The sequence below is a fragment of the Tellurirhabdus bombi genome, from assembly GCF_021484805.1.
GTDB classification, from domain to species: Bacteria; Bacteroidota; Bacteroidia; order Cytophagales; family Spirosomataceae; genus Tellurirhabdus; species Tellurirhabdus bombi.
The window spans coordinates 2,623,222-2,643,599 of sequence record NZ_CP090557.1 but is presented as its reverse complement, the minus strand read 5'-3'; the positions used below and the strand labels follow the sequence as shown (position 1 = coordinate 2,643,599).

The window sequence follows — 20,378 nt, the reverse complement described above, 5'->3', positions numbered from 1 at the left end:
GTTGGGTTTAAGGAGAACATCTCCAGGTTCCGAAACAACCTCTAAAGGATATCGATTAATTGTAAATGTTTCCTTCATCTTAATCTGGATTTTGCCGTGACTAACTGTGTTGACTACCAGGCTCATTTATATATGCATAACTGACACAGAAAGCAGATGAAAGTAACCGCAATTTGCACTTTATGAGAGGGTATTTTTTTTGACAGATCACTGGCTAGGTAGCAATTCACTCATGCTCATAAGCATAGGCTTAAGCTACTCAAGCATACCTCTAGAAGGCACTAAACAGAGGTCCAAAATAAAAAAGCCCCAGCCATTGCGGTTGGGGCTTTTTTATTTTGGACCTCTGTTTAGAAATCGTAACCCAAGGTCAAATAAGCAACGGGTTTGTTTACGACGCCATCTTCAACACCCCAGGCATAGTCAAATTTGACATAATAACCGAAAAGCATTGTCCGCGCCCCGGCACCGTAACCGATCAAGAACGGGTTTTTGAAGTTAGTAACTGTTGCGCTAAATGGATTACCCAACTCACGTTTGACCTCTGTATTCAGGCTGTTCTGGCGGTTAAACGGCCCTTTCCCCGACCAGGCTGTACCGATATCTGAGAAGGCAACCAACTGGAAATTTTGCAGGAAATTAGAGGTAACCGGCCCCCGGTGGAAATAGCGGATCAACGGCAAACGTAATTCTGCATTGAGCAGCATGTGGCTGGTTCCTGTTAATCTGCCCAGCGTGAAACCCCGCAAAGGCGCTGCCAAATCCAGGAAGAAGACATCCCGGTTGTCACGTGAAGGGTCTAAAACCAGGGGATTGTTGGTATTATTTCCTTTTGGTGCAACACCAAGCGGAATCCAGTTTTCCATCCCGCCCAACGTAGTCCGTTTTGGCGAACGGCCTGCCGAGTGGCTAAATGAAAGACGACCAGCTAGAATAATGTCGCGGTGCAGCTTTTGGTAGTGCCGCAAATCAAGGCGAACCCGGTTGAATGAAAGATTCCCTGCGGGCTGCTTTCCAGTCTCGGTCCGCTGATACAGGCCCATGTAATTTTCGTAACTCAACTTCAGCCGCGTTCCTTCAATCATGTTCATCCCGTTCAGGGTAGAATTGTCAAAGACGAACTCGCCTCGTAGCCCTCCGTAATCGGCAGATCCTTCACCCTGACCGACAATGTTGATGAAACGCGTAACGGCGTAGAAAGGCGCCACTGTAAATCGGCTGTTCACCGACAGCGGATAAGAAGCCGAAGCCGTTACCTGATTAAAGCGGTATTTTTGGATGAATCCTCCCGGATCGTTAAAAATGGTCTTGCGGTCAACCCGGATGCCATAATCAATGAGATGTTCCAGGTTTTTATACTCGGCAAAAATGTCGCTGTTGCGCAGGTTTGTTGTGATGAATAACCCTGCTTTGATGATGTGATTTTCCAGCAAGTCATTCATGGTTAACGACTGGAAATACCCAAATCCCCGAATCGGGTCAATCCGCCAATCCGAACTAGCATCACTGGCTACAAAAAGGCCCTGGTAATTATAAGGCCCACGGATCGTCACGTTTTCGCGTCGACGACCGCGCGTTGACACAATGGTGGTAGGCGACGTATTCAGGTTGCGGCGTTGCTTGCTTTCCAGCGCTTTTGCCACATCACCATCAAACTCGTAATTATCGGTATTTACTTCTCCAGGTTCCAGTTGCAGGGCCTTCTGCGCAACTGTTTCTGCCGGATCAGGTGATAGTGCCGTACTCGGAGCTGGCGTTACCGGAGCTGTTTTTTCCGTATTATTGATCAGATTGGCTCCGCCTAAGGACGTTGCCCGGCGCGTTGGTTGTGGCTGAAACGTCTGATTCAGGTTAATTTTTGTCCGGAAGCCGATGATTTCACTGCCATTTTGCAAGCGACTGTAGACAAACGCACCCGATGAAGGATTCAGATCATACTTGCGGATGTTTTGGCTCAAAGCGGTGACATATTGCTTTTCTTTCGTCTCTGCATTCATACGAACCAGGTTACGCACACCAAACACGTCGTCCAGGTAATAAATGCTCGACTCGCTGGATGCCAGCGGGCGCGTAGCGATACCCAACGAATCGGTTAGGCGCGTAGCCACATCAGCCCGTGGTGACCCATCATGCAGAAACAGGCTCAGATTATTCGAGATCGTTTTATAGGAGCCTTTATCGACGCCCAAAGAGTCCATCGTACGATTGGAGGCAAAAACGATTTGCCGCGTACGGCCTACAAACTGCGGATAAAGATCATCGTAAAGATCGTTCGTTAACTGCTGAACGGTCCCGCGGCTAATACTAAACAAATAAAGGTCATTTTGCCCACGACGGTCGGCACTGAAAACAAGGCTGGAACCATCGTCAGAAGCATCCATATCCACTACCTGATTGACGCCCCGCACGACCACCCGACGTTGCAATTTGGGTCGTTTGTCCAGGTTGGTATACACATACAGGTAGGTTTTACCTTTTTCATCAGTGAGCACCAATAAGTTATTCCGCTGCCAGGCGACCAGAGGCGTTGTCAACCGAACGTTGGATTCGTCTTGCTTGTAGCCGCCGGTTAGAATGGAAGTCTTTTTTCTCGTGGCAGTATTCACCGTAAAAACTTCAAACTTACCCCGCTTGGCAACTGCGTAGGCAAATTGCGTCTGGTCGGAACTAAGGCGAAGACTGGTTAATTGCGCCGGATCTTTCAGCGTTGAAGCGCTTAACTGAAAGTCATCATTTCCAAACTGGTAGGCATCTGCAATGGGCTTGGCCATACCCGCGTAGTAATCACGCCATTCGCGCAGGAAACGCGAATACGTAATTCCCAACGTACTGGCTACGCTGTTTTTCTCATTCCGAATGATCCGCGTCAGGTTCAGAATGTTGGAAATATTATCCTTTCCATACTTTTCGGCAATGTAATTCCAGATCGACTGGCCAACCCGCCGGGCATCTTCTCCCTCAAGCGTTGAAGGCTGGCGTACAGGCCGGGTTAGCGCGACGTCACGCATGTAATCGTCCATTTCCACGCTCCATCCTTCCGCAATGTAGGAAGCGATTCCTGGCATAAACCACTCAGGTAGGGAAAGAAGCAGGGAGCTCTGTAAAGCATCCTTTAGGCTACCGCCGTAAAGCATGTCATACACAAAGAGCAAGGATACTTCGCGGATAAGTTGCTTTTTGAAACTGATCTGATCACCCGTGAAAGCCAGTTCCAGGCGTGATTTCGACAAATCCAGTTCTTTATCGTTCGAGTAACCCGATACGCTCAGACCAATGTTGCTCTGAGAAAGATCCTGTGGAGAATTATACAGAAAGATCTTAACGCGGTTGTAAGGCGTATACCCCAAAACCTCCGTAATCCGGTCAAATTCAGTCTCGGCATATTGTGCCGCCAGATTAGCAATCGGCTGACCGTCCTGATAAAAATAAATCTCAAAATTGGAGGTTTTAATTACCTTCCAATCAAATGCGCGGTACTGAATTCGGTTGCGTCCAAATTCTACCTGAGAAGGATAATGTTGGGCCACTGCCACCTGCGTTACCAACATTAGCCCGGCAATCCAGCGTATAGGTTGTTTGCCCATAAACAGCAATCTAGTAGTATGATTTACGAACTATGACAATCCAGGTTTTCAATTTTAAGCCGAGAGGCCTGACAAATCGAAAATCATCCGTCATAAATCCAATTTCTTCTGATGGTAATATAACGAAAAGTGACGGCTTATATTCGCCGCTAACTCTAATTCTTTACGCCCTTCCAGATAATCAGCAAACTGATCGGCAAAAAACGGCGCCAGCGACACTCCTTTGGTTCCCAGTCCATTAAAAATAGCGACCGCCGGGTGTTCCGGATGCAAGCCAATGAGAGGCCGCCGGTCTTTAGTCGCCGGACGTATCCCCGCCCGCTGGCCAATAATCCGGTATGGAACCGTCAACAAATCGCGCAGTTTCACTTCTAAAAACTGTTTTCCATCCTCGGTTGTTTCCCAATCCAAATCGTGCCAGGTATAGGTGGCTCCTACCCTACATTTGTTTTCGGCGTAAGGCAGGATAAAAATGCCCTGATTCACGATATTTTGTACCGAATATCCCTCAATTTCTACGTCAAGCACCTGTCCCTTAACCGGATTGTAGGGTAACCAGTCAAAAAATGGATTTTTATTTCCTTCGGGTCCTTCGCAGAAAATGACTTTACGGAACCGTTGGCCGTTCCACTCCACCCCCTCTGCGTCTACTTTTAATTGGTCATACTGAAAAGTAGCTTCAACAAATTGGCCTTTTTCGATGAAATAAGCCCGCACTGCCGTCAGCAAAGCCTTGGTATCAATCCAGCCCGCCTGCGTAACGGTCAGGCCACCGTACGGATTCTTGATGAAGGGTGCATAATCCTCATCGTTAGAATGAGCAGCGACAAAAGGCTCAATCACCGGATCAGCCGTTTGGGCCAGGTAGCTATTCTGTTCTTCGATGGAACGGTAAGGCCGGTAAATGGCCGTGTGGTGCATAAACGAAGCTCCCAGCGCCGTTTCTAATTCTGTGTAGAACTGGTGTAAAAACGGAAAAAGCTGATCGGCCTTCCAAGTACGAACCAGCTTTTTCCCGGTTAATGGATTAAAAATTCCGGCGGCGGCCAGACTGGCCGCGGGTCCGTTCGGATTGCCAACGATCTGTACTGTTTTTCCTTGCTGGTGCAGTCTCCAGGCCAATACAGAGCCGGCAACTCCCTGGCCGACAATCAGATAATCGGCACTCATACAATTTCTTTTTTGAAATGGCCCTGGCGCAGCAGGCTCGAAATTCGCTCGTCTGCTAGCTGGACCACCCACTCAACCTGTTCGTCAATCGTCATGAAAGAAGTATCCAGCAACTTCGCATCTTCGGCGCGCCGAAGCGGACTTTCGCTCCGGGTTGTATCAATATGATCGCGTTTTTTAATGTTTTCCGTGATCTCATCAAGCCCTACCATTTCGCCTTTTTCCAGCAGTTCAATCTGCCGCCGCTGGGCACGAATAAACGAATCGGCCGTCATAAAAACCTTTAATTCCGCATCTGGAAACACTTTCGTGCCAATATCCCGGCCATCCATTACGGCACCGCGTTTTCGGCCTAGCTGCTGCTGTTGCGCCACCAGCGCCCAACGCACTTCTGGAATGGCGCTAACCTCACTCACGGCGTTGGCAATGTAAAGTTTCCGAATTTCTTCTTCTACGTTAAGACCGTTCAGGCAGGTTTCGTTGCGGCCTGTTTTCGCATTGAAATTGAACGTAATATGGATTTTCTCCAACGTTTGCTGTATCGCTTTGGGATTAGTCAGCGGCGTATGGTTCTGAAGAAAGTAAAGCGTAACGGCCCGGTACATGGCACCGGTATCAATGTACGTATAACCCAGCCGCGAGGCTACCTGCTTGGCAGTTGTGCTTTTCCCGCAACTGGAATATCCATCAATGGCAATAATTATTTTAGGCATAAGAAAGAGCTTTGTGCGTTGAGTCATTGTTTCGCCACCAGGCTATCTGATTCACGGCGAGCCAGATACTCTTCGCGCAGCATGGCATAAATGTGTTCATTCAGGTAGCGATTATTTTTTACAGCGGCTTTAATCAACACTGCTTCGGAGCGGAACCCGGCCTGCGTTAGTACACGCATCGATCCGTTGTTCTCCTCTAAGACACAAGCAAACAAACGGTTAATCTGAAAATTCTGAAATATATAATCCACCATGGCGGGTAAGACTTCCGACATGACGCCCCGGCCCCAGTAGTCCTCGCCTAGCCAGTAACCAATCTCGGCATTATACCGGTAAATGTCCTCTTTGATCGTAAAGCCGATGTTACCAACCGCTTTGCCGCCAATTTCAATGGCCAGATTGACCGGATTCTGGTACGAACGATTCATGCGTATCCACGAAGTGGCATCACGCAGTGTATAAGGATTAGGAAAGAAATCGCGGACGCGATCCCAGATTTTGCGGTTGCTGGCTTGTTCGGATAGCGAGTATTCGTCGCCATCACGCCACGGTCGGAGCGTACACGAATGTAGGCGAATAATGGTCACGTGCTGCGGATAGATTTTGTCACAATATAGGACTAAAACTGTACAAACAAGCGGTTGTTTAGCCTGAAGTTAGTTATCCGCCCAAATTGTGTTTTTGGTTATTCTTCTTTCGTCTGTTGTTAATCAGAATACGGAACAAAGTCCTGTCGGGAACGATTTCTGTGAAATCAGGCCTTACTTAACTTTCTTAAACCGGTAAGTAGCCAGTACAGGCAAATGGTCCGAGGTATTTGGCTCGTTCAATACCCGATACCGAACCAGTTCCAGTTCCTGCTCTTTTTTGGTGGCTACGTAGTCAATCCGGGCGCCGGTTCCAACGAGCGTGGGCAGTTGGGCATCCTCACCTGCATCATCCCATTCTTCCTTCATTTTCACAACAATGGGATCGTAAGGATCGGTATTGAAATCGCCCGTTAAGATCACCGGCTGGATGCTGGGAGCCAGCGTTTTTTTCACCGTTGCCATCTGAAGGCCCCGGTTGAAAGGCGATTTCGGGTCGAGTTGCGTGGTGCAAAAGCGAATGGTTCGGCCGTCTGGCAACTCAATATAAGCTTGTAGCAAAATGCGCTGAACCGTTGAATCAGGGTTGGGTAACAGCAACTTATCCGAGGCAATGATAGGAAATCTGGATAAAATTCCCAGTCCGTGCCAACCTCCCTGAAACGGCAAAGCACCACCGAACAAGGGGGTCATGGACACCAGGTTGGCTAATTGCTGGACCTGGTTCCGGTGGAAACTCCGCCGCGTGGCACTATCTACTTCCTGAATAGCAACCAGATCGGGTTTGTACTGACGAATAAGTTGCCCAATTCGAATAAGGTTGTTTCTTCCCTTCGGATTGGCTCCGTGATTAATGTTATAAGACAGAACAGTTATTGTCGTTTGGGCCAGGGTAACCGTTGTGATACACAACGACAAGGCAAGTATTATAAACCTTCTACTCATCAGCTCCTCCTACTTGGTTTCGCCCAAAAATACGAACAACTGCGACTATAGCTTAAAAATTTGGTTCATAAGTACCCATTTTTCGCCCGGGCGGGCCGTCGGCAAGGATTGCTGATAACCCCACATGAGCGTTTCCCACTTCTGAACAACTGGATTTGATGCGTCCATTTCGGCCTTGCGCGCAAACGAAAACGACTCGTCGGTCTCCATAATCATGAACAACCGATTGCCCGTGCGGTATATGTCCATTACCGTAATGCCCGCTGCCTGGATGCTTTCCCGAATTTCCGGCCAAATTCTTTCGTGGTGCTTTTCATATTCAGCAATTAAGATGGGGTCATCTACCAGATCAAGGGCGAAGCAATAGCGCATAGGTTTCGTTTAAAATATAGAATGATAGCAATTTTTTGGTGTACTAGTCAGCCGAGTTCGTCTGAACTTCGGGTTGGTAGCCTTTCCAGCCGAAATAAGCCACCACAAAAAAGCAAAGCAAGGGAACGATATAGGCAATTTTGATATTGCTCTGATCCGAAATATAGCCCATCAAAACCGGAAACAGCGCCCCACCCGCAATGGCCATGACCAGCAGGGATGAACCAAGTTCCGTGTCTTCGCCAAGCTTATCAATACCCAGCGAAAAGATAGTGGCAAACATGATCGATTCGAAGAAAGGTACCGCAAAAATAGCCCATACCGCTATCTCCGAATCCACCGTCATGGCAATGAACAGCAGAAATGCGCTGATCAGCGAGTAAATTGTCAGCAGTTTGTTGGCCGAGATAAAGCGGGTCAGGTAGGTTCCGACGAAGCGACCAATCATGAAAAAGAGCATGGCCCAGCCCAGCCATTCGGCCGCGTCTTTTTCGGGAATATCGCTCGTGAACTTGGCAAAACGAATGAAAAAACTAGTTACGCAGACTTGCGCCCCGATGTAGAAAAACTGAGCAATAACGCCCCATTTCAGGTGCCGGTGCCGCAAAGCCGACTGAATGCTGGATTTCGTTTTCTGCTGGCTTTCGCTGATGCTGGGTAATTTGATCAGCATAAATAAAACGGCCACCGCGACCACCACAATCCCGATAATCAGGTAAGGCAATTTTACCTGGCTCGCTTCGTATTGCAGGTAGCTGTCCAGCGCTTCCGGTGACATAGCGGCCAGTTCGGCCTCGGAATGCTCGATGCCGCTCAGGATGAATTTACCGCCCAGAACTGGGGCCAGAAAAGCCCCCAGCCCATTGAACGACTGGCTAAAATTAAGCCGCGTCGTGGCCGTCTCCGGATTTCCCAGCACAGTTACGTACGGATTTGCTGCCGTTTCGAGAAAGGCGCAACCCGACGCAATAATGAACAAAGCACCCAGAAAGAACGTGTACAGGCGCGTGTCGGCTGCTGGCACAAACAGAAAAGCACCAACGGCGTACATGATCAGACCGATGATAATTCCCCGCTGGTAGCCATACTTTTTCATGACAAAACCCGCCGGTAGTGCCATGATAAAGTACCCCAGATAAACCGCCGAGTCGATCAGAGACGATTGCAAATCTGTTAGCTGGCAGGCTTTTTTCAGGTGCGGAATCAGAATGGGTTCGAGATTATGGACAAAGGCCCATAAAAAAAACAAACTGGTTACCAGCGCAAAAGCCAGCGCATAACTGCCCGTTGAGTTGCTCGCTTTAACCGTGGTAGAAGAAGGAACGGATGCCATTACGTAGTTTAGGTTAAGGGTATTCAGACTAGGTTAGCGCCCGATCCAGGTGCGTATACCCTCCATCGACATGAATCAGCTGCCCGGTCGTATGGCTGGATTTATCGGATAGTAAAAACGCAACCATATTGGCAATTTCTTCGGTGGTTGTCATGCGCTTTTCCAACGGGATTTTCGACACAATCGAAGCCAGCGTTTCTTCCGGGTTAGGCAGGGTTTGAATCCAGCGTTCGTACAAAGGCGTCCAGCTTTCGGCCACAATCACCGCGTTCACCCGGATGCTGTACGGCAGCAATTCAACAGCCCACTCCCGCGTTAGCGCGTTACGGCCACCGTTCGAAGCAGCGTAAGCCGAGGTATTTCCCTGCCCGGTTTCGGCGGTTTTAGAACCAATATTCACAATCGCGCCTTTCGATTCTTTCAGGGCGGGAAGGGCGTGGTGTACGATCAGGTAATAATGCACCAGATTGCGGTGCAGCGATTCCATAAATTTCTCGTATGAACCGCTTTCCAGCCCAACCCCGTCGTTGACACCAGCATTGTTAACGACCCCGTCAATTCGCCCAAATTCAGCCAGGGTTTGCTCGACGGCTTTTTTACATTCTTCGGGCTTGGTCAATTCAGCGACGACCGAAAACGCCCGGCCACCTGCCTTGGTAATCGTGTCGATGGTCCGCTGGTTGTCTTCCGCGTTGCGTCCTACAATGACGACGACGGCACCCTCGGCGGCCAACACCGTCGAAATTCCTTCACCAATGCCCTTGGCACCGCCCGTAACAAGAATAATTTTATCGTTCAGATTTAGATTCATGCGTTTCCTGATGGGCTTTAGCCCCGTTGTTGGTCAGTAGTACTTCTTCAAGATGGGCTAAAGCCCGCTTAACTTAGAGATTATAAAACCGCTCTGCGTTAGCACCAAAAACCTTCCGATGAACTTCGTCGCCCCAGCGTTTGGTGTACTCTTCCAGCATGCCTTTTACCTGCTCATAATCAGCGGCTACCAGGCTTACTGGCCAGTCTGAACCAAACATTAACCGATCCGGTCCGAAGTGTTCAAAAACTACGTCCAGATACGGGTAGAAGTCTTCTTTTTTCCAGTTCTTCCAGTCAGCCTCCGTTACCATGCCCGATACTTTGCAGCTGACATTCGGATGCTTGGCGATCTCGACCATAAAATTTGACCAGGTGTTGATTTTCTGATCTTTGATATATGGTTTTGCTAAATGATCAATTACAAAATTGACTTCCGGGACAGCCCGCACCAGTTGCAAAGCCGCTTTCAGTTGGGTGGGGTAAATCAGAATATCGTACGTCAGGTCAAAAGCCGCCAGTTGGCGCACCCCCCGAATAAATTCCGGGCGAGTCATGAAGTCGTCGGGTTCCGCCTGCACGATATGGCGAATCCCCTTCAGTTCTTCGTACTGCGAAAAATATTCCAGCCGATCATAGACCTTCTCCGACTGCAAGTCAACCCAGCCCACAACGCCTTTTATGAAGCTGTAGGCTTCGGCTAATTTAAGAAGCAATAGGGTTTCGTCCTCCGACTGGGCCGCCTGAACCGCCACGCAGCCGTCGATTCCGTTGGCTTTCAATACAGGCTCCAGATCGGCAGGTAAAAAATCCTGCCGAATTACGGCCATTTCGTCCGTAATCCAGGCATCGCGAACCGGATCGAAGAACCAGAAATGCTGGTGTGAATCAATTGTCATTCCGTGCGGTTAAATTAAAATTACAACTAACTGTCAATCTATTCGGTATAAGCAACGGCGGTTTGTTTCTGGACTCCCAGACCCTCGATTCCCAGCTCAACCACATCACCCGGCTTCAGGTAACGAGGCGGATTGAAGCCCAGCCCCACCCCGGCCGGCGTACCGGTTGAAATCACATCGCCCGGAAGCAAGGTCATGAATTGGCTGATGTAACTCACCAGCGTCGGCACGTCGAAAATCATGTCGTCGGTATTCGAATCCTGTAGCAATTCGCCGTTCAAACGAAGCCAGAGAGGCAAACTATTCGGATTGGGTATTTCATCTTTCGTTACTAAAACCGGCCCGAGCGGCGCAAATGTATCGGCACTTTTGCCTTTCACCCATTGTCCACCGCGCTCAAGCTGAAAAGCCCGTTCGCTATAATCGTTGTGCAGGGCATAACCCGCGATATAGTCAAAGGCCTCCTCTTTAGAAACGTACGTCGCTTTTTTGCCAATAATAATGGCCAGTTCTACTTCCCAATCGGTCTTTTCCGAGCGCTTGGGAATCACCACATTATCGTCTGGGCCGACCAGCGCCGTTGTCGCCTTAAAAAACAGGATCGGCTCTGCCGGAATGGGGGCGTTGGTTTCCGCAGCGTGTTTGGCATAGTTCAATCCGACACACACAATTTTAGACGGACGTTTGATGCAGGATGCTTTCCGAACGCTACCGGGTACCGTTGGGCAGTTTTCAGCATTTACTTCCAGCCATTCAGCCAGCCGTTGCAGGCCGTCTGTCGCAAAGAAAGTTTCGTCGTAATCTTGCCCAAACGCGGATACATCGATGTTGGCTCCCGAAGGTAATACGACGCCAGGACGTTCATTGTCGGTGGTTCCGAAGCGGAAAAGTCTCATACGGTATGAATAGTTATCTAATAGAATGACTTAAAAAGAAAAAACAAAAGGAATTACAAAAACCAGAAGATCAATTATTTAAGCGAATAAAACCTCCGTCCAGCGGATAATCGCAACCGGTGGCAAAACCTGCTTCGTCGGAGCAGAGATACAGGGCCAGCGCCGCAATTTCTTCGGGTTTTGCCATGCGGCCAATCGGCTGAGAAGCAGCCAACTTTGAAAACATTTCTTCTTCTTGCCCTGGATAATTTTTGGCGATAAAACCATCCACGAAAGGCGTATGCACCCGCGCCGGCGAAATGCAGTTGCAGCGAATGTTATGTTTCAGGTAATCTTTGGCCACTGAAAGCGTCATGGTCAGAACGGCTCCTTTGCTCATGGAATAGGCAAACCGATCCGAGATGCCAACGCTGGAAGCTACTGACGCCATGTTCAGAATAACGCCACCGCCGCTAGCTTTCATATGCGGTATGGTCGCGTAAAGGCAATTATACGCTCCCTTTACATTTACATTAAATACCCGATCAAAATCGGCTTCGGTGGTTGTCTCGACCGTCCCGACGTGGGCAATTCCGGCATTATTGACCAAAATATGTACCCGCCCCTGCGACGTAATGCTGTTAATCGTTTCAATCACCTGGGCCTGTTTAGACACATCGACCCCGTGGACCAGCACTGTGGCTCCCTCGGCAGTCAGCCGGTCGGCGGCCATCTGGGCCAGTTCCGCGTTGAGTTCAAGAATATGGACGGTTGCCCCCGCCCGCGCGAAAGTTTCTGAAATAGCCAGCCCAATACCACTGGCCCCACCGGTGATGATGGCGGTTTTTCCGTTAAGTTTAAACATGAATAAAGAGCGAAAGAGTGATTGAGCGAAAGAGTGAAGAATGAAAAAGAAGACCTGATTGCCACTCTTTCACTCTTTATTACTTTCGCTCTTTTCTATATTTACAGGGAAACGCCTCTTTTCCAGGGGATAAAGTCATCCTGCCCAAGCTGCTGGGCTTTGGTCTGGACCTCACCACTCGCTAGTTTGATAACGTACTCGAGCAGTTGCTCTGCGTTCTGCTCAATGGTTTGCGTGCCTTCAATGATGGGGCCGCAGTCGAAATCGATCACATCAGGCATGCGGTTGGCCAGAGCCGTGTTCGTCGCGACTTTAACCACCGGACAGATCGGGTTACCCGTTGGCGTTCCGAGACCCGTTGTGAATAAAATGACATTTGTTCCAGACCCGGCCATTCCGGTTGTGGCCTCGACGTCATTACCCGGCGTGCACAGCAAACTCAAGCCCGGAGCCACGGCGGGTTCCGTATAATTCAGCACGTCGGCCACGGGAGCCATTCCGCCTTTTTTGGCTGCCCCCGCCGATTTAATGGCATCGGTGATCAATCCGTCGCGAATGTTTCCGGGGGATGGGTTCATGTCAAAACCTGACCCAACGGCCTCGGCCTTCGCTGAATAATCCTGCATCAGCGTGATGAACTTCTGGGCTTTTTCGTCTGATGTGGTTCGGTTAATCAGTTCCTGCTCGACGCCGCACAGCTCCGGAAATTCGGCTAGCACGGTTTTTCCACCAACACCCACCAGAATATCAGACAGATGCCCCAGCACCGGATTGGCCGAAAGACCCGAAAATCCATCGGAGCCGCCGCACTTCAGTCCAACCGTTAACTTGCTGATGGGCGCGGGCTGCCGTTCCAGTTTATTGGCTTCGGCGATGGCCAGAAACGTTTCCCGCACCGCCGTTGAAAGCATGGCGTATTCGGTTCCATCTTGCTGTTCATATACCAGAATGGGCTTGTTAAATTTAGGGTTGCGCTTCCGAATTTCCGGCTCCAGCATGGACGCCTGCGTGTGCTGGCAACCCAGGCTCAGCACCGTTACGCCAGCGACATTCGGATTATTGATAAATCCAGCGAACAAACCGCACAATGCCTCCGAGTCCTGCCGCGTGCCACCGCAGCCCATTTCGTGCGTCAGAAACTTGATGCCATCGATATTTTTGAAGGGCCGCTCGACTGGCTTCGAAAATACATTCATGATCGAAGGGTCCGCGAAAGGCTGCATTTTCTTGACCGTAGCCATATCGCCGTGCTGGTACAAATGCAGCATCTCCCGCACCTGATCCCGGTAAATTTCTGGTTGTGAATAGCCTAGCTCGCGTTCAAAAGCATCTTTCAGGATCAGGATATTGCGATTCTCGCAGAAAACCAGCGGAATAACCAGCCAGTAGTTGGCCGTACCTACCTGCCCGTCGGTCCGGTGGTAGCCCAGAAAAGTCCGGTTTTGCCAGTCCGTTACGTCAGGGGGCTGCCAGCTATAGGGTTGCTTTTTGTCGATGCTGTAAGGCTCGGCATCGTGTTTCAGATTAAACGTCGTGATGGGTTCGCCTTTTCGGATGGGCTGCATGGCCCGGCCAACCCGAACCCCGTACATGGTCACGGCGTCGCCTTTCTGTAAGTCTTCGGTAACGAATTTATGCTTCACACCTACCCCAATCGGTAGCTCATAGGTTTCTCCTTCGAAATCAACCTGCTCCCCAGAAGCGAAATTCCGAAGTGCGACAATAACGTTATCGGCGGGGTGCACCTTCAATACTTGATGTTGCATGAGAATCAACGCTGATTTTTATATAGAAAGATAAGAAAAGCCATTTCATCACCGGGGCAATTGAAAAATTTCACCCCTCATGGCTCTTTCAGAATATTCAGTATGCGTACTAGCCAGCGAAATAACAGTTATTTTCGGGCTCCAATGGCATTTTTCTCTGGAAAATTATTTTTTTCGAGTTTCCATTTACTTACTTCCCTGACATCCATGCTCGTTTCTGGTAACCTAATCAACTTATTCGACCGCACCATCCGTTTTGGCCACTTAACGATTGAGCAGGGCCGCATTCACCAAATTACCGAAACTGGCCCCGAACAGCCGGGACAACCTTACCTCCTGCCGGGCTTTGTGGATGCTCACGTGCACATCGAAAGTTCCATGCTGACGCCCGCCCAGTTTGCCCGGCTGGCGGTGGTCCACGGTACGGTCGCTACCGTTTCTGACCCCCACGAGATTGGTAACGTGCTGGGCATAAAAGGCGTCGAATACATGATTGCCGACGGCAAACGCGTCCCATTCAAGTTCTGTTTTGGGGCTCCTTCCTGCGTTCCGGCCACAACTTTTGAAACCGCGGGGGCTACAATTAGCGTCCAGGATGTGGAGCAACTGTTGGGCATGAAAGAAATTGGCTATCTGGCCGAGATGATGAATTTTCCCGGCGTTCTGCATCAGGATGCGGACGTGATGGCGAAAATTGCACTGGCAAAAGCGTTCAACAAACCCGTAGACGGCCATGCTCCTGGCCTGCGCGGCGACGAAGCCCAGCGTTATATGGATGCGGGCATTGAAACGGATCACGAATGTTTTACTTACGAAGAAGGACTCGATAAGGTCCAGCGTGGCATGCACATTTTGATTCGGGAAGGAAGCGCCGCCAAAAACTTCGACGCGCTCATTCCGCTTCTCGCCGATTTCCCCGACAAGATTATGTTCTGCTCCGATGACAAACACCCGGACAACCTGATCGTTGGGCACATCAATGAGCTGGTGCGCCGGGCGTTAGCCAATGGCCAGGAGCTTTTCAACGTTTTGAGAGCTGCCTGCCTGAATCCGGTGCTGCACTACCGCCTGCCCGTTGGCCTTTTGCGGGAGGGCGATCCGGCGGATTTTATCGTCCTCAATAACCTAACCGACTTTGATATTCAACAAACCGTCATCAATGGCGAGACGGTTGCCGAAAACGGCGTGTCGAAGCTGCCCGACCTGCGGAGCGAGCACGTCAACCAATTCAACTGCACCGCTAAAACGCCAACTGATTTTGCGGTTCCTGCCGAAAATGCTGGGGTAATTCGCGTTATTGAAGCACTGGACGGACAGCTGATTACCAATCTGCTCCAGGTCGAGCCCCGGATAGAAAATGGGCTTATCGTTTCTGACCCAGCGCGCGATGTATTGAAAATTACGGTGGTCAATCGCTATCAGGACGCCCCGCCCGCCGTCGCTTTCATCAAAAACTTTGGTTTACAAAAGGGCGCCATTGCCTCATCGGTTGCGCACGACTCCCATAACATCATTGCGGTTGGCTGCGACGACGAGAGTTTATGCATGGCCGTTAACAGCATTATTGCGGCCAAGGGGGGCGTTGGTGCCGTTAGCGCCGATGCAGAACACATTTTGCCGCTTCCCATTGCGGGGTTGATGACCGATGTGGATGGATACGAGGTCGCTAGCCGGTACACCGTTATCGATCAATTTGTGAAAAACGAGTTGAAAAGCACGCTGGCCTCTCCCTTTATGACGCTTTCTTTCATGGCGTTACTGGTTATTCCTTATCTCAAATTAAGCGACAAAGGCCTCTTCGATGGCGGGCGCTTTGCGTTTGTTCCCGTCATTAATTCTGCCGTCTAGGTATAATGCCAAAGTTTTTAATAAAACTTTAATTCTTTTTTGTGTAAAACTTTTGTTTCCTATTTTTTATAAATATTTTTACATCAACAACAATCCCAGTTGTCGTTCCCTTTACCCTTACCTTACCTTTCTTAACCATATGCCTCGCTACCGTACACCGTCCGGAATGGACGAAGAACAGCTCTGGAATCAATTTCGGGGAGGAGATGAAGTAGCATTTGCCCGGTTGTATAAAGAGTATGTTCAGGTCTTGTACCATTATTGTTCCCATTTTACCGCCGACCGGGCACTGATTAAAGATTGCATTCACGATTTGTTTGTTGAGTTGTGGAAACACCGGCAGACCATCGGCCAAACCACCTCGGTTCGTTTTTACCTGATGGCTTCGATTAAACGGAAACTGGTTCGTCACCTAAATGCCGAGCAGAAATTCTGTAGCCAAGATGATCTGATGAATAGCCGGGAATTGCTTCCCAACGCTACTTCATCCTACGAAGCGAGCCTGATTGCCGATGAGGAAGATGGCTACATGAGCAGCTGCGTTACCAAAGCCCTGGATCGCCTGCCACGCCGCCAACGCGAAGCCGTTTATTTGCGTTATTACCAGAATTTGAGCAACGAAGAAATTTCGTCCCTGATGCAGATTAACATTCAGTCAGTCTACAACCTCATTTTCGGCGCGCTCAGCAATTTGAAAAAGCACATCACTCCCGAAAAAGTTATTTTATCGCTGGCAACACTATTTACGCTTAACACGATTTCCTAAACCCTTTCAATTTTTTAACCCATTATTACGTTTGGAAACCATTCAGCCGACGGCTAGTTTCGTTGACTGAATGGTTTTTATTCGTTATGTCTCCTACCACCACACCCCTCCCCGAACGCATGCGCCCACGGACATTAGATGATGTCATTGGGCAACAAAACCTAATCGGACCGAATGGCCCTTTACGACGCGCCATCGAGTCGAACCGCATTCCATCCATTATCCTATGGGGACCACCAGGCGTTGGCAAAACCACCCTGGCTTACCTGATCGCGGAGGCAGCCAAGCGTCCGTTTCACAGCCTTAGTGCCATCAACGCGGGAGTAAAAGACGTGCGGGAAATCATCAACCGACCGGCGGGCCTGTTTCCGCCAATTGTGTTTATCGATGAGATTCACCGCTTTAACAAAAGCCAGCAGGATGCGTTATTGGGGGCCGTCGAACGGGGAAATATCACCTTGATTGGTGCTACGACCGAAAATCCATCTTTCGAGATCAACGCGGCGTTAATTTCCCGGTGTCAGGTTTACATTCTGGAATCGCTGGGTGCGGATGAATTAAAACAACTAGTCGATAAAGCCATTCGGGAAGATGAATACCTGAAAACCAAAACCATTCGTGTGGAGTCGTACGATGCGCTGCTGCGGCTCTCGGGCGGCGATGCGCGCAAGCTGCTCAATCTGCTCGACATTGTGGTTACCAGCGTATACAGCGACGAAATCACCATCAATGACGACGTGGTGACGGCGGTGGCCCAGCGCAACATTGCGCGGTATGACAAGTCTGGCGAGCAGCACTACGACATTATTTCCGCGTTTATCAAGTCCATGCGGGGCAGCGATCCGAATGCGGCGTTGTACTGGATGGCGCGCATGATCCAGGCGGGAGAAGACCCGGAGTTTATTGCCCGTCGTATGCTCATTCTGGCGTCCGAAGATATTGGAAATGCCAATCCAACGGCGCTGATCATGGCCAACAACGCCATGCAGGCGGTTAAGGTACTTGGCTACCCAGAATGCCGAATTGTGCTCTCCCAAGCAGTGATTTATTTAGCCACGTCCCCAAAAAGTAACGCTAGTTACGTGGCCATTGAAGAGGCCCTGGCCCTCGCCGAAAAAACCGCCGATCTGCCGGTTCCGCTGCATCTCCGCAATTCCCCGACCAAGCTCATGAAGCAAATCGGTTACGGGACGAACTACCAATATGCGCACGACTATCCGGGAAATTTTACCCAGCAAAACTTTATGCCGGAAGACCTAAAAGGGAAAAAGCTCTACGATCCCGGCCAAAATGCCCGGGAGGGCGAAATCCGCAAGCAGTTGCAGCGCTGGTGGAATGACTGGTATGAGTATTGAAATGCCAGCTCTGTAAGCTGGCACCTCATTCCTTAGTTAACTTTCAGTAAATCAATTGTAAACACCAGAATTGAATTAGCCGGAATACCTTGCTGGGCTTGCGAACCATAGGCAAAGCTTGGTGGCAAATACAGCGTAATATTTCCGCCCGGCGCGATCAACGGAATACCAGCCTGCCAGCCAACAATCAGTTGGTTTAGTCCAAACGAGACAGCATTCCCACTGTCGAATGTAGTGCCATTGGTTAGCTTGCCAACGTAGTTCACGGATACATTTGAGCAAACCGTTGGCTTTGTCCCCGTACCCGCCGAGTTGATGGTGTAGTAAAACCCTCGATTGTCGGCAGTAGCGTTGATTTTGTTGTCTTCGATGTATTTCTTCAGGGTAGCAACCTCACTATCAGGTGCTTTGGCGGTAATTACGGTATCAGTGCAGGGTGATTTGTCCTGGCAACTGCCCAAAAGGACCGCACAACTAAACAGGGTCAGGATGTATTTCTTCATAATTAAGGTTAAATGCAACGCAAGTTTTAAACGATTTCTCAAAATTACGCTTTTCCCAACTTAACCAACTGCTTACAAAAGCAAAAACCACCGCTTAAGGTGGTTTTTGCTTTTACTCTGTGCTAAATGGATGCTTTATTTAGGAATTTCAGTCAATGGGGGAATATTCCGCTCAAAACCAGCATAGCCTTTATTTTGATTGATGACTCCTTTTGAGTTGCCATCAATGGCGTTTTGTGGAATTGGCCACAGAACGTGGTAAGGGCTTATTTTGTATTCATCCCCGTGGCGCGTTTTTACGCCTTTGTTGTAAAAATTGCTTTTCTCGATGACCCGATCAAAGAAAAAGTTGTTGTCTGAAAAATTGGTCAGACTATACGTTTTTCCGTTGTAAGCGGGTTTACCCGTTTTCGCCAGAATGTAGGCAATCCGGGTTAGCTCGGTTTTACGGGGCTCTTCATAGTACAGCTCGCGAGCGCGTTCGTCCAGAATTGTACCGATGTTGATTTTAGAAGTGGGCAGCGGATCACAACCGGCGCGGGTCCGAACCTGATTCAGGTCGTTGGCGGCGCTGGCGAGATCGCCCTTCCAGAAATGCGCTTCAGCCCGTAGCAAATACGTCTCCGCTAGTCGGAATACATACCAATCGGTGTGACCACCAGCAGGCTGAACACGCTCAGGATCAGGAATAAATATTTTGTAATGCGGCCACGCAAACCAGTTGCGGATCGTGTCGATGGTCAACACGGCTCCCGCCGCGGTGCGCAGTTGCAGGTTTTTACCGTAATACGTATCTCTTCCTTTAATGGCTGGGTTGTTGTACGTCAAATCCTCCATACGCATCCAGTTGCCGGGAGCGTGGCGCAAATCTTTAGCATCATCCCAGACGCTGTTGGTTGAGTACCACGTTGGCCGCAACCGACCAATTCCCCGACCCACTTTAGAAACCTGATCGATTTCGATGTTGTAGGTATCAATGGTTCCCCGGTTACCCGTCGGCGTATTGATGTTGTTGTGCCAGAAAGGAACCGCGTTCCGCATGCTCTGAATACCGCCGTCGAAATTCCCTTCAATCAATAACCGGTCGATGACCAGCATCAGACCCTCCCGGTTGGCTGGCAGGGATTTATTTTCAGGCCGGTGCAAATCCCAGATCACGTTTCGTGTAGCGTCGCTTTGGTTGATCCCGAAGCGCGCTTTCATCAGGCTATGCGTTCCGCCGTCAATGACGTTGCTGGCCGACTTAATCGCATCGTCAAACAAGCCCAGCGCCAGATTCACTTTGGTAAGCAAATGGCTAACCGACCCTTTATTGACCGTTCCTTTCGGCATGACCGCAGGCACCCATTTCTCCGCAAACTCCAGGTCTTCTTTCATTCTTTTCAGAATCACATCACGACTGGTCGTCTGGTAATCCAGTTTGGGCGTATTAACCTCTTCCAGAATCAGAGGGACATCTCCGAACTGATGCGTCAGGCGGTAATACCGGTAAGCGCGGTGAAAATAAGCCATACCAAGAATCTCGTTCTTTTCCTGCTCCGATGCATACTGAGGCTGATCAATGCGGGTGATGGCGGCATTGGCGTATTTAATCCCTTTGTAGCCTTCGCTCCAGTACCAGCCAATCCGGTTATAATCGACCGCATTAAGCTGGGCCGTTGGCGTAATCTGCAAATCCAAATTCTGGGGCGGACCCGATTTATCCGTAGTTCCATCAACCGCTACGTCCGAAAAAACAGCTTCGGTTACAATGGGCGGGTTGTCTCCGTACCATTCGTAACGCATGTTCCGCTCACACGCCACCAACGTAGCCCGTAAACCGTTTGGGTCGTTAAAGGTATTCTCAGGAGCAAAAAAGGACAGGGGTTTGGGTTCCAGCCAGGATTTATCGCAACTGGTCAGTGTGGATGCCAGAACGATAGCGCCCAGGAAAACACCCCGTTTTATATTGATTTTGTAATTATTCATGATTGCTAAAAATGAGTAG

Annotated in this window: 17 protein-coding genes; 3 read left to right on the top strand and 14 right to left on the bottom strand. The window is 49.6% G+C overall.

What is annotated here, in order from left to right; genetic code table 11:
- Positions 1–350: 350 nt before the first annotated feature.
- The 12 genes from L0Y31_RS11145 to L0Y31_RS11090 form a co-directional block, all read right to left on the bottom strand.
- Positions 351–3,584 (bottom strand): hypothetical protein, encoded by a 3,234-nt coding sequence (locus tag L0Y31_RS11145; protein ID WP_234733140.1) that lies wholly within the window; start codon positions 3,582–3,584, stop codon positions 351–353.
- Between the two features lie 90 nt (positions 3,585–3,674).
- The gene (locus L0Y31_RS11140) at positions 3,675–4,754 is read right to left on the bottom strand and encodes an NAD(P)/FAD-dependent oxidoreductase (protein ID WP_234733139.1); all 1,080 of its coding nucleotides are present in this window, start codon (positions 4,752–4,754) and stop codon (positions 3,675–3,677) included.
- The gene (gene cmk, locus L0Y31_RS11135; RefSeq protein WP_234733138.1) at positions 4,751–5,467 is read right to left on the bottom strand and encodes a (d)CMP kinase; all 717 of its coding nucleotides are present in this window, start codon (positions 5,465–5,467) and stop codon (positions 4,751–4,753) included. The genes L0Y31_RS11140 and cmk overlap by 4 nt, the downstream gene beginning before the upstream one ends.
- A 23-nt stretch (positions 5,468–5,490) precedes the next feature.
- On the bottom strand, positions 5,491–6,054 hold the full coding sequence (locus L0Y31_RS11130; RefSeq protein ID WP_234733137.1) for a GNAT family N-acetyltransferase: 564 nt from the start codon (positions 6,052–6,054) through the stop codon (positions 5,491–5,493).
- A 174-nt stretch (positions 6,055–6,228) separates the two neighbouring features.
- The gene (locus L0Y31_RS11125) at positions 6,229–6,999 is read right to left on the bottom strand and encodes an endonuclease/exonuclease/phosphatase family protein (RefSeq protein ID WP_234733136.1); all 771 of its coding nucleotides are present in this window, start codon (positions 6,997–6,999) and stop codon (positions 6,229–6,231) included.
- 45 nt (positions 7,000–7,044) lie between these two features.
- Positions 7,045–7,371: an L-rhamnose mutarotase gene (locus L0Y31_RS11120; protein WP_234733135.1), complete on the bottom strand. Its 327-nt coding sequence runs from the start codon at positions 7,369–7,371 to the stop codon at positions 7,045–7,047.
- A 43-nt stretch (positions 7,372–7,414) separates the two neighbouring features.
- On the bottom strand, positions 7,415–8,704 hold the full coding sequence (gene fucP, locus L0Y31_RS11115) for an L-fucose:H+ symporter permease (RefSeq protein WP_234733134.1): 1,290 nt from the start codon (positions 8,702–8,704) through the stop codon (positions 7,415–7,417).
- Positions 8,705–8,732: 28 nt separating this feature from the next.
- The gene (locus tag L0Y31_RS11110) at positions 8,733–9,515 is read right to left on the bottom strand and encodes an L-fucose dehydrogenase (RefSeq protein WP_234733133.1); all 783 of its coding nucleotides are present in this window, start codon (positions 9,513–9,515) and stop codon (positions 8,733–8,735) included.
- 73 nt (positions 9,516–9,588) lie between these two features.
- Complete coding sequence (locus tag L0Y31_RS11105; protein ID WP_234733132.1) at positions 9,589–10,413, bottom strand: amidohydrolase family protein; 825 nt, start codon at positions 10,411–10,413, stop codon at positions 9,589–9,591.
- 38 nt (positions 10,414–10,451) lie between these two features.
- Positions 10,452–11,309, bottom strand: a complete 858-nt coding sequence (locus tag L0Y31_RS11100) for a fumarylacetoacetate hydrolase family protein (RefSeq protein WP_234733131.1) — start codon at positions 11,307–11,309, stop codon at positions 10,452–10,454.
- Between the two features lie 70 nt (positions 11,310–11,379).
- Positions 11,380–12,153 (bottom strand): SDR family NAD(P)-dependent oxidoreductase, encoded by a 774-nt coding sequence (locus tag L0Y31_RS11095; protein WP_234733130.1) that lies wholly within the window; start codon positions 12,151–12,153, stop codon positions 11,380–11,382.
- Positions 12,154–12,254: 101 nt separating this feature from the next.
- Positions 12,255–13,919 (bottom strand): UxaA family hydrolase, encoded by a 1,665-nt coding sequence (locus L0Y31_RS11090; RefSeq protein WP_234733129.1) that lies wholly within the window; start codon positions 13,917–13,919, stop codon positions 12,255–12,257.
- Positions 13,920–14,126: 207 nt separating this feature from the next.
- Between L0Y31_RS11090 and ade the strand changes: the two genes are divergently transcribed.
- The 3 genes from ade to L0Y31_RS11075 all read left to right on the top strand — a co-directional run bounded on the left by ade (position 14,127) and on the right by L0Y31_RS11075 (position 17,888).
- Positions 14,127–15,767, top strand: coding sequence for an adenine deaminase (gene ade / locus L0Y31_RS11085; protein WP_234733128.1), 1,641 nt, complete (start codon positions 14,127–14,129; stop codon positions 15,765–15,767).
- Between the two features lie 139 nt (positions 15,768–15,906).
- Complete coding sequence (locus tag L0Y31_RS11080) at positions 15,907–16,533, top strand: RNA polymerase sigma factor (RefSeq protein ID WP_234733127.1); 627 nt, start codon at positions 15,907–15,909, stop codon at positions 16,531–16,533.
- An 86-nt stretch (positions 16,534–16,619) separates the two neighbouring features.
- Positions 16,620–17,888, top strand: coding sequence for a replication-associated recombination protein A (locus L0Y31_RS11075; RefSeq protein ID WP_234733126.1), 1,269 nt, complete (start codon positions 16,620–16,622; stop codon positions 17,886–17,888).
- Between the two features lie 32 nt (positions 17,889–17,920).
- Here L0Y31_RS11075 and L0Y31_RS11070 read toward each other — a convergent pair whose 3' ends face one another.
- Both L0Y31_RS11070 and L0Y31_RS11065 read right to left on the bottom strand, forming a co-directional pair.
- The gene (locus L0Y31_RS11070; RefSeq protein ID WP_234733125.1) at positions 17,921–18,391 is read right to left on the bottom strand and encodes an FKBP-type peptidyl-prolyl cis-trans isomerase; all 471 of its coding nucleotides are present in this window, start codon (positions 18,389–18,391) and stop codon (positions 17,921–17,923) included.
- 135 nt (positions 18,392–18,526) lie between these two features.
- On the bottom strand, positions 18,527–20,359 hold the full coding sequence (locus L0Y31_RS11065) for a RagB/SusD family nutrient uptake outer membrane protein (protein ID WP_234733124.1): 1,833 nt from the start codon (positions 20,357–20,359) through the stop codon (positions 18,527–18,529).
- Positions 20,360–20,378: the final 19 nt, after the last annotated feature.

What these genes read in the sequence shown, in the direction of transcription:
- L0Y31_RS11145 (WP_234733140.1), bottom strand. Translation starts at nt 3,584, where the DNA reads ATGGGCAAACAACCTATACGCTGGATTGCCGGGCTAATGTTGGTAACG.
- L0Y31_RS11140 (WP_234733139.1), bottom strand. Translation starts at nt 4,754, where the DNA reads ATGAGTGCCGATTATCTGATTGTCGGCCAGGGAGTTGCCGGCTCTGTA.
- cmk (WP_234733138.1), bottom strand. Translation starts at nt 5,467, where the DNA reads ATGCCTAAAATAATTATTGCCATTGATGGATATTCCAGTTGCGGGAAA.
- L0Y31_RS11125 (WP_234733136.1), bottom strand. Translation starts at nt 6,999, where the DNA reads ATGAGTAGAAGGTTTATAATACTTGCCTTGTCGTTGTGTATCACAACG.
- L0Y31_RS11120 (WP_234733135.1), bottom strand. Translation starts at nt 7,371, where the DNA reads ATGCGCTATTGCTTCGCCCTTGATCTGGTAGATGACCCCATCTTAATT.
- fucP (WP_234733134.1), bottom strand. Translation starts at nt 8,704, where the DNA reads ATGGCATCCGTTCCTTCTTCTACCACGGTTAAAGCGAGCAACTCAACG.
- L0Y31_RS11110 (WP_234733133.1), bottom strand. Translation starts at nt 9,515, where the DNA reads ATGAATCTAAATCTGAACGATAAAATTATTCTTGTTACGGGCGGTGCC.
- L0Y31_RS11105 (WP_234733132.1), bottom strand. Translation starts at nt 10,413, where the DNA reads ATGACAATTGATTCACACCAGCATTTCTGGTTCTTCGATCCGGTTCGC.
- L0Y31_RS11100 (WP_234733131.1), bottom strand. Translation starts at nt 11,309, where the DNA reads ATGAGACTTTTCCGCTTCGGAACCACCGACAATGAACGTCCTGGCGTC.
- L0Y31_RS11095 (WP_234733130.1), bottom strand. Translation starts at nt 12,153, where the DNA reads ATGTTTAAACTTAACGGAAAAACCGCCATCATCACCGGTGGGGCCAGT.
- L0Y31_RS11090 (WP_234733129.1), bottom strand. Translation starts at nt 13,919, where the DNA reads ATGCAACATCAAGTATTGAAGGTGCACCCCGCCGATAACGTTATTGTC.
- ade (WP_234733128.1), top strand. Translation starts at nt 14,127, where the DNA reads ATGCTCGTTTCTGGTAACCTAATCAACTTATTCGACCGCACCATCCGT.
- L0Y31_RS11080 (WP_234733127.1), top strand. Translation starts at nt 15,907, where the DNA reads ATGCCTCGCTACCGTACACCGTCCGGAATGGACGAAGAACAGCTCTGG.
- L0Y31_RS11075 (WP_234733126.1), top strand. Translation starts at nt 16,620, where the DNA reads ATGTCTCCTACCACCACACCCCTCCCCGAACGCATGCGCCCACGGACA.
- L0Y31_RS11070 (WP_234733125.1), bottom strand. Translation starts at nt 18,391, where the DNA reads ATGAAGAAATACATCCTGACCCTGTTTAGTTGTGCGGTCCTTTTGGGC.
- L0Y31_RS11065 (WP_234733124.1), bottom strand. Translation starts at nt 20,359, where the DNA reads ATGAATAATTACAAAATCAATATAAAACGGGGTGTTTTCCTGGGCGCT.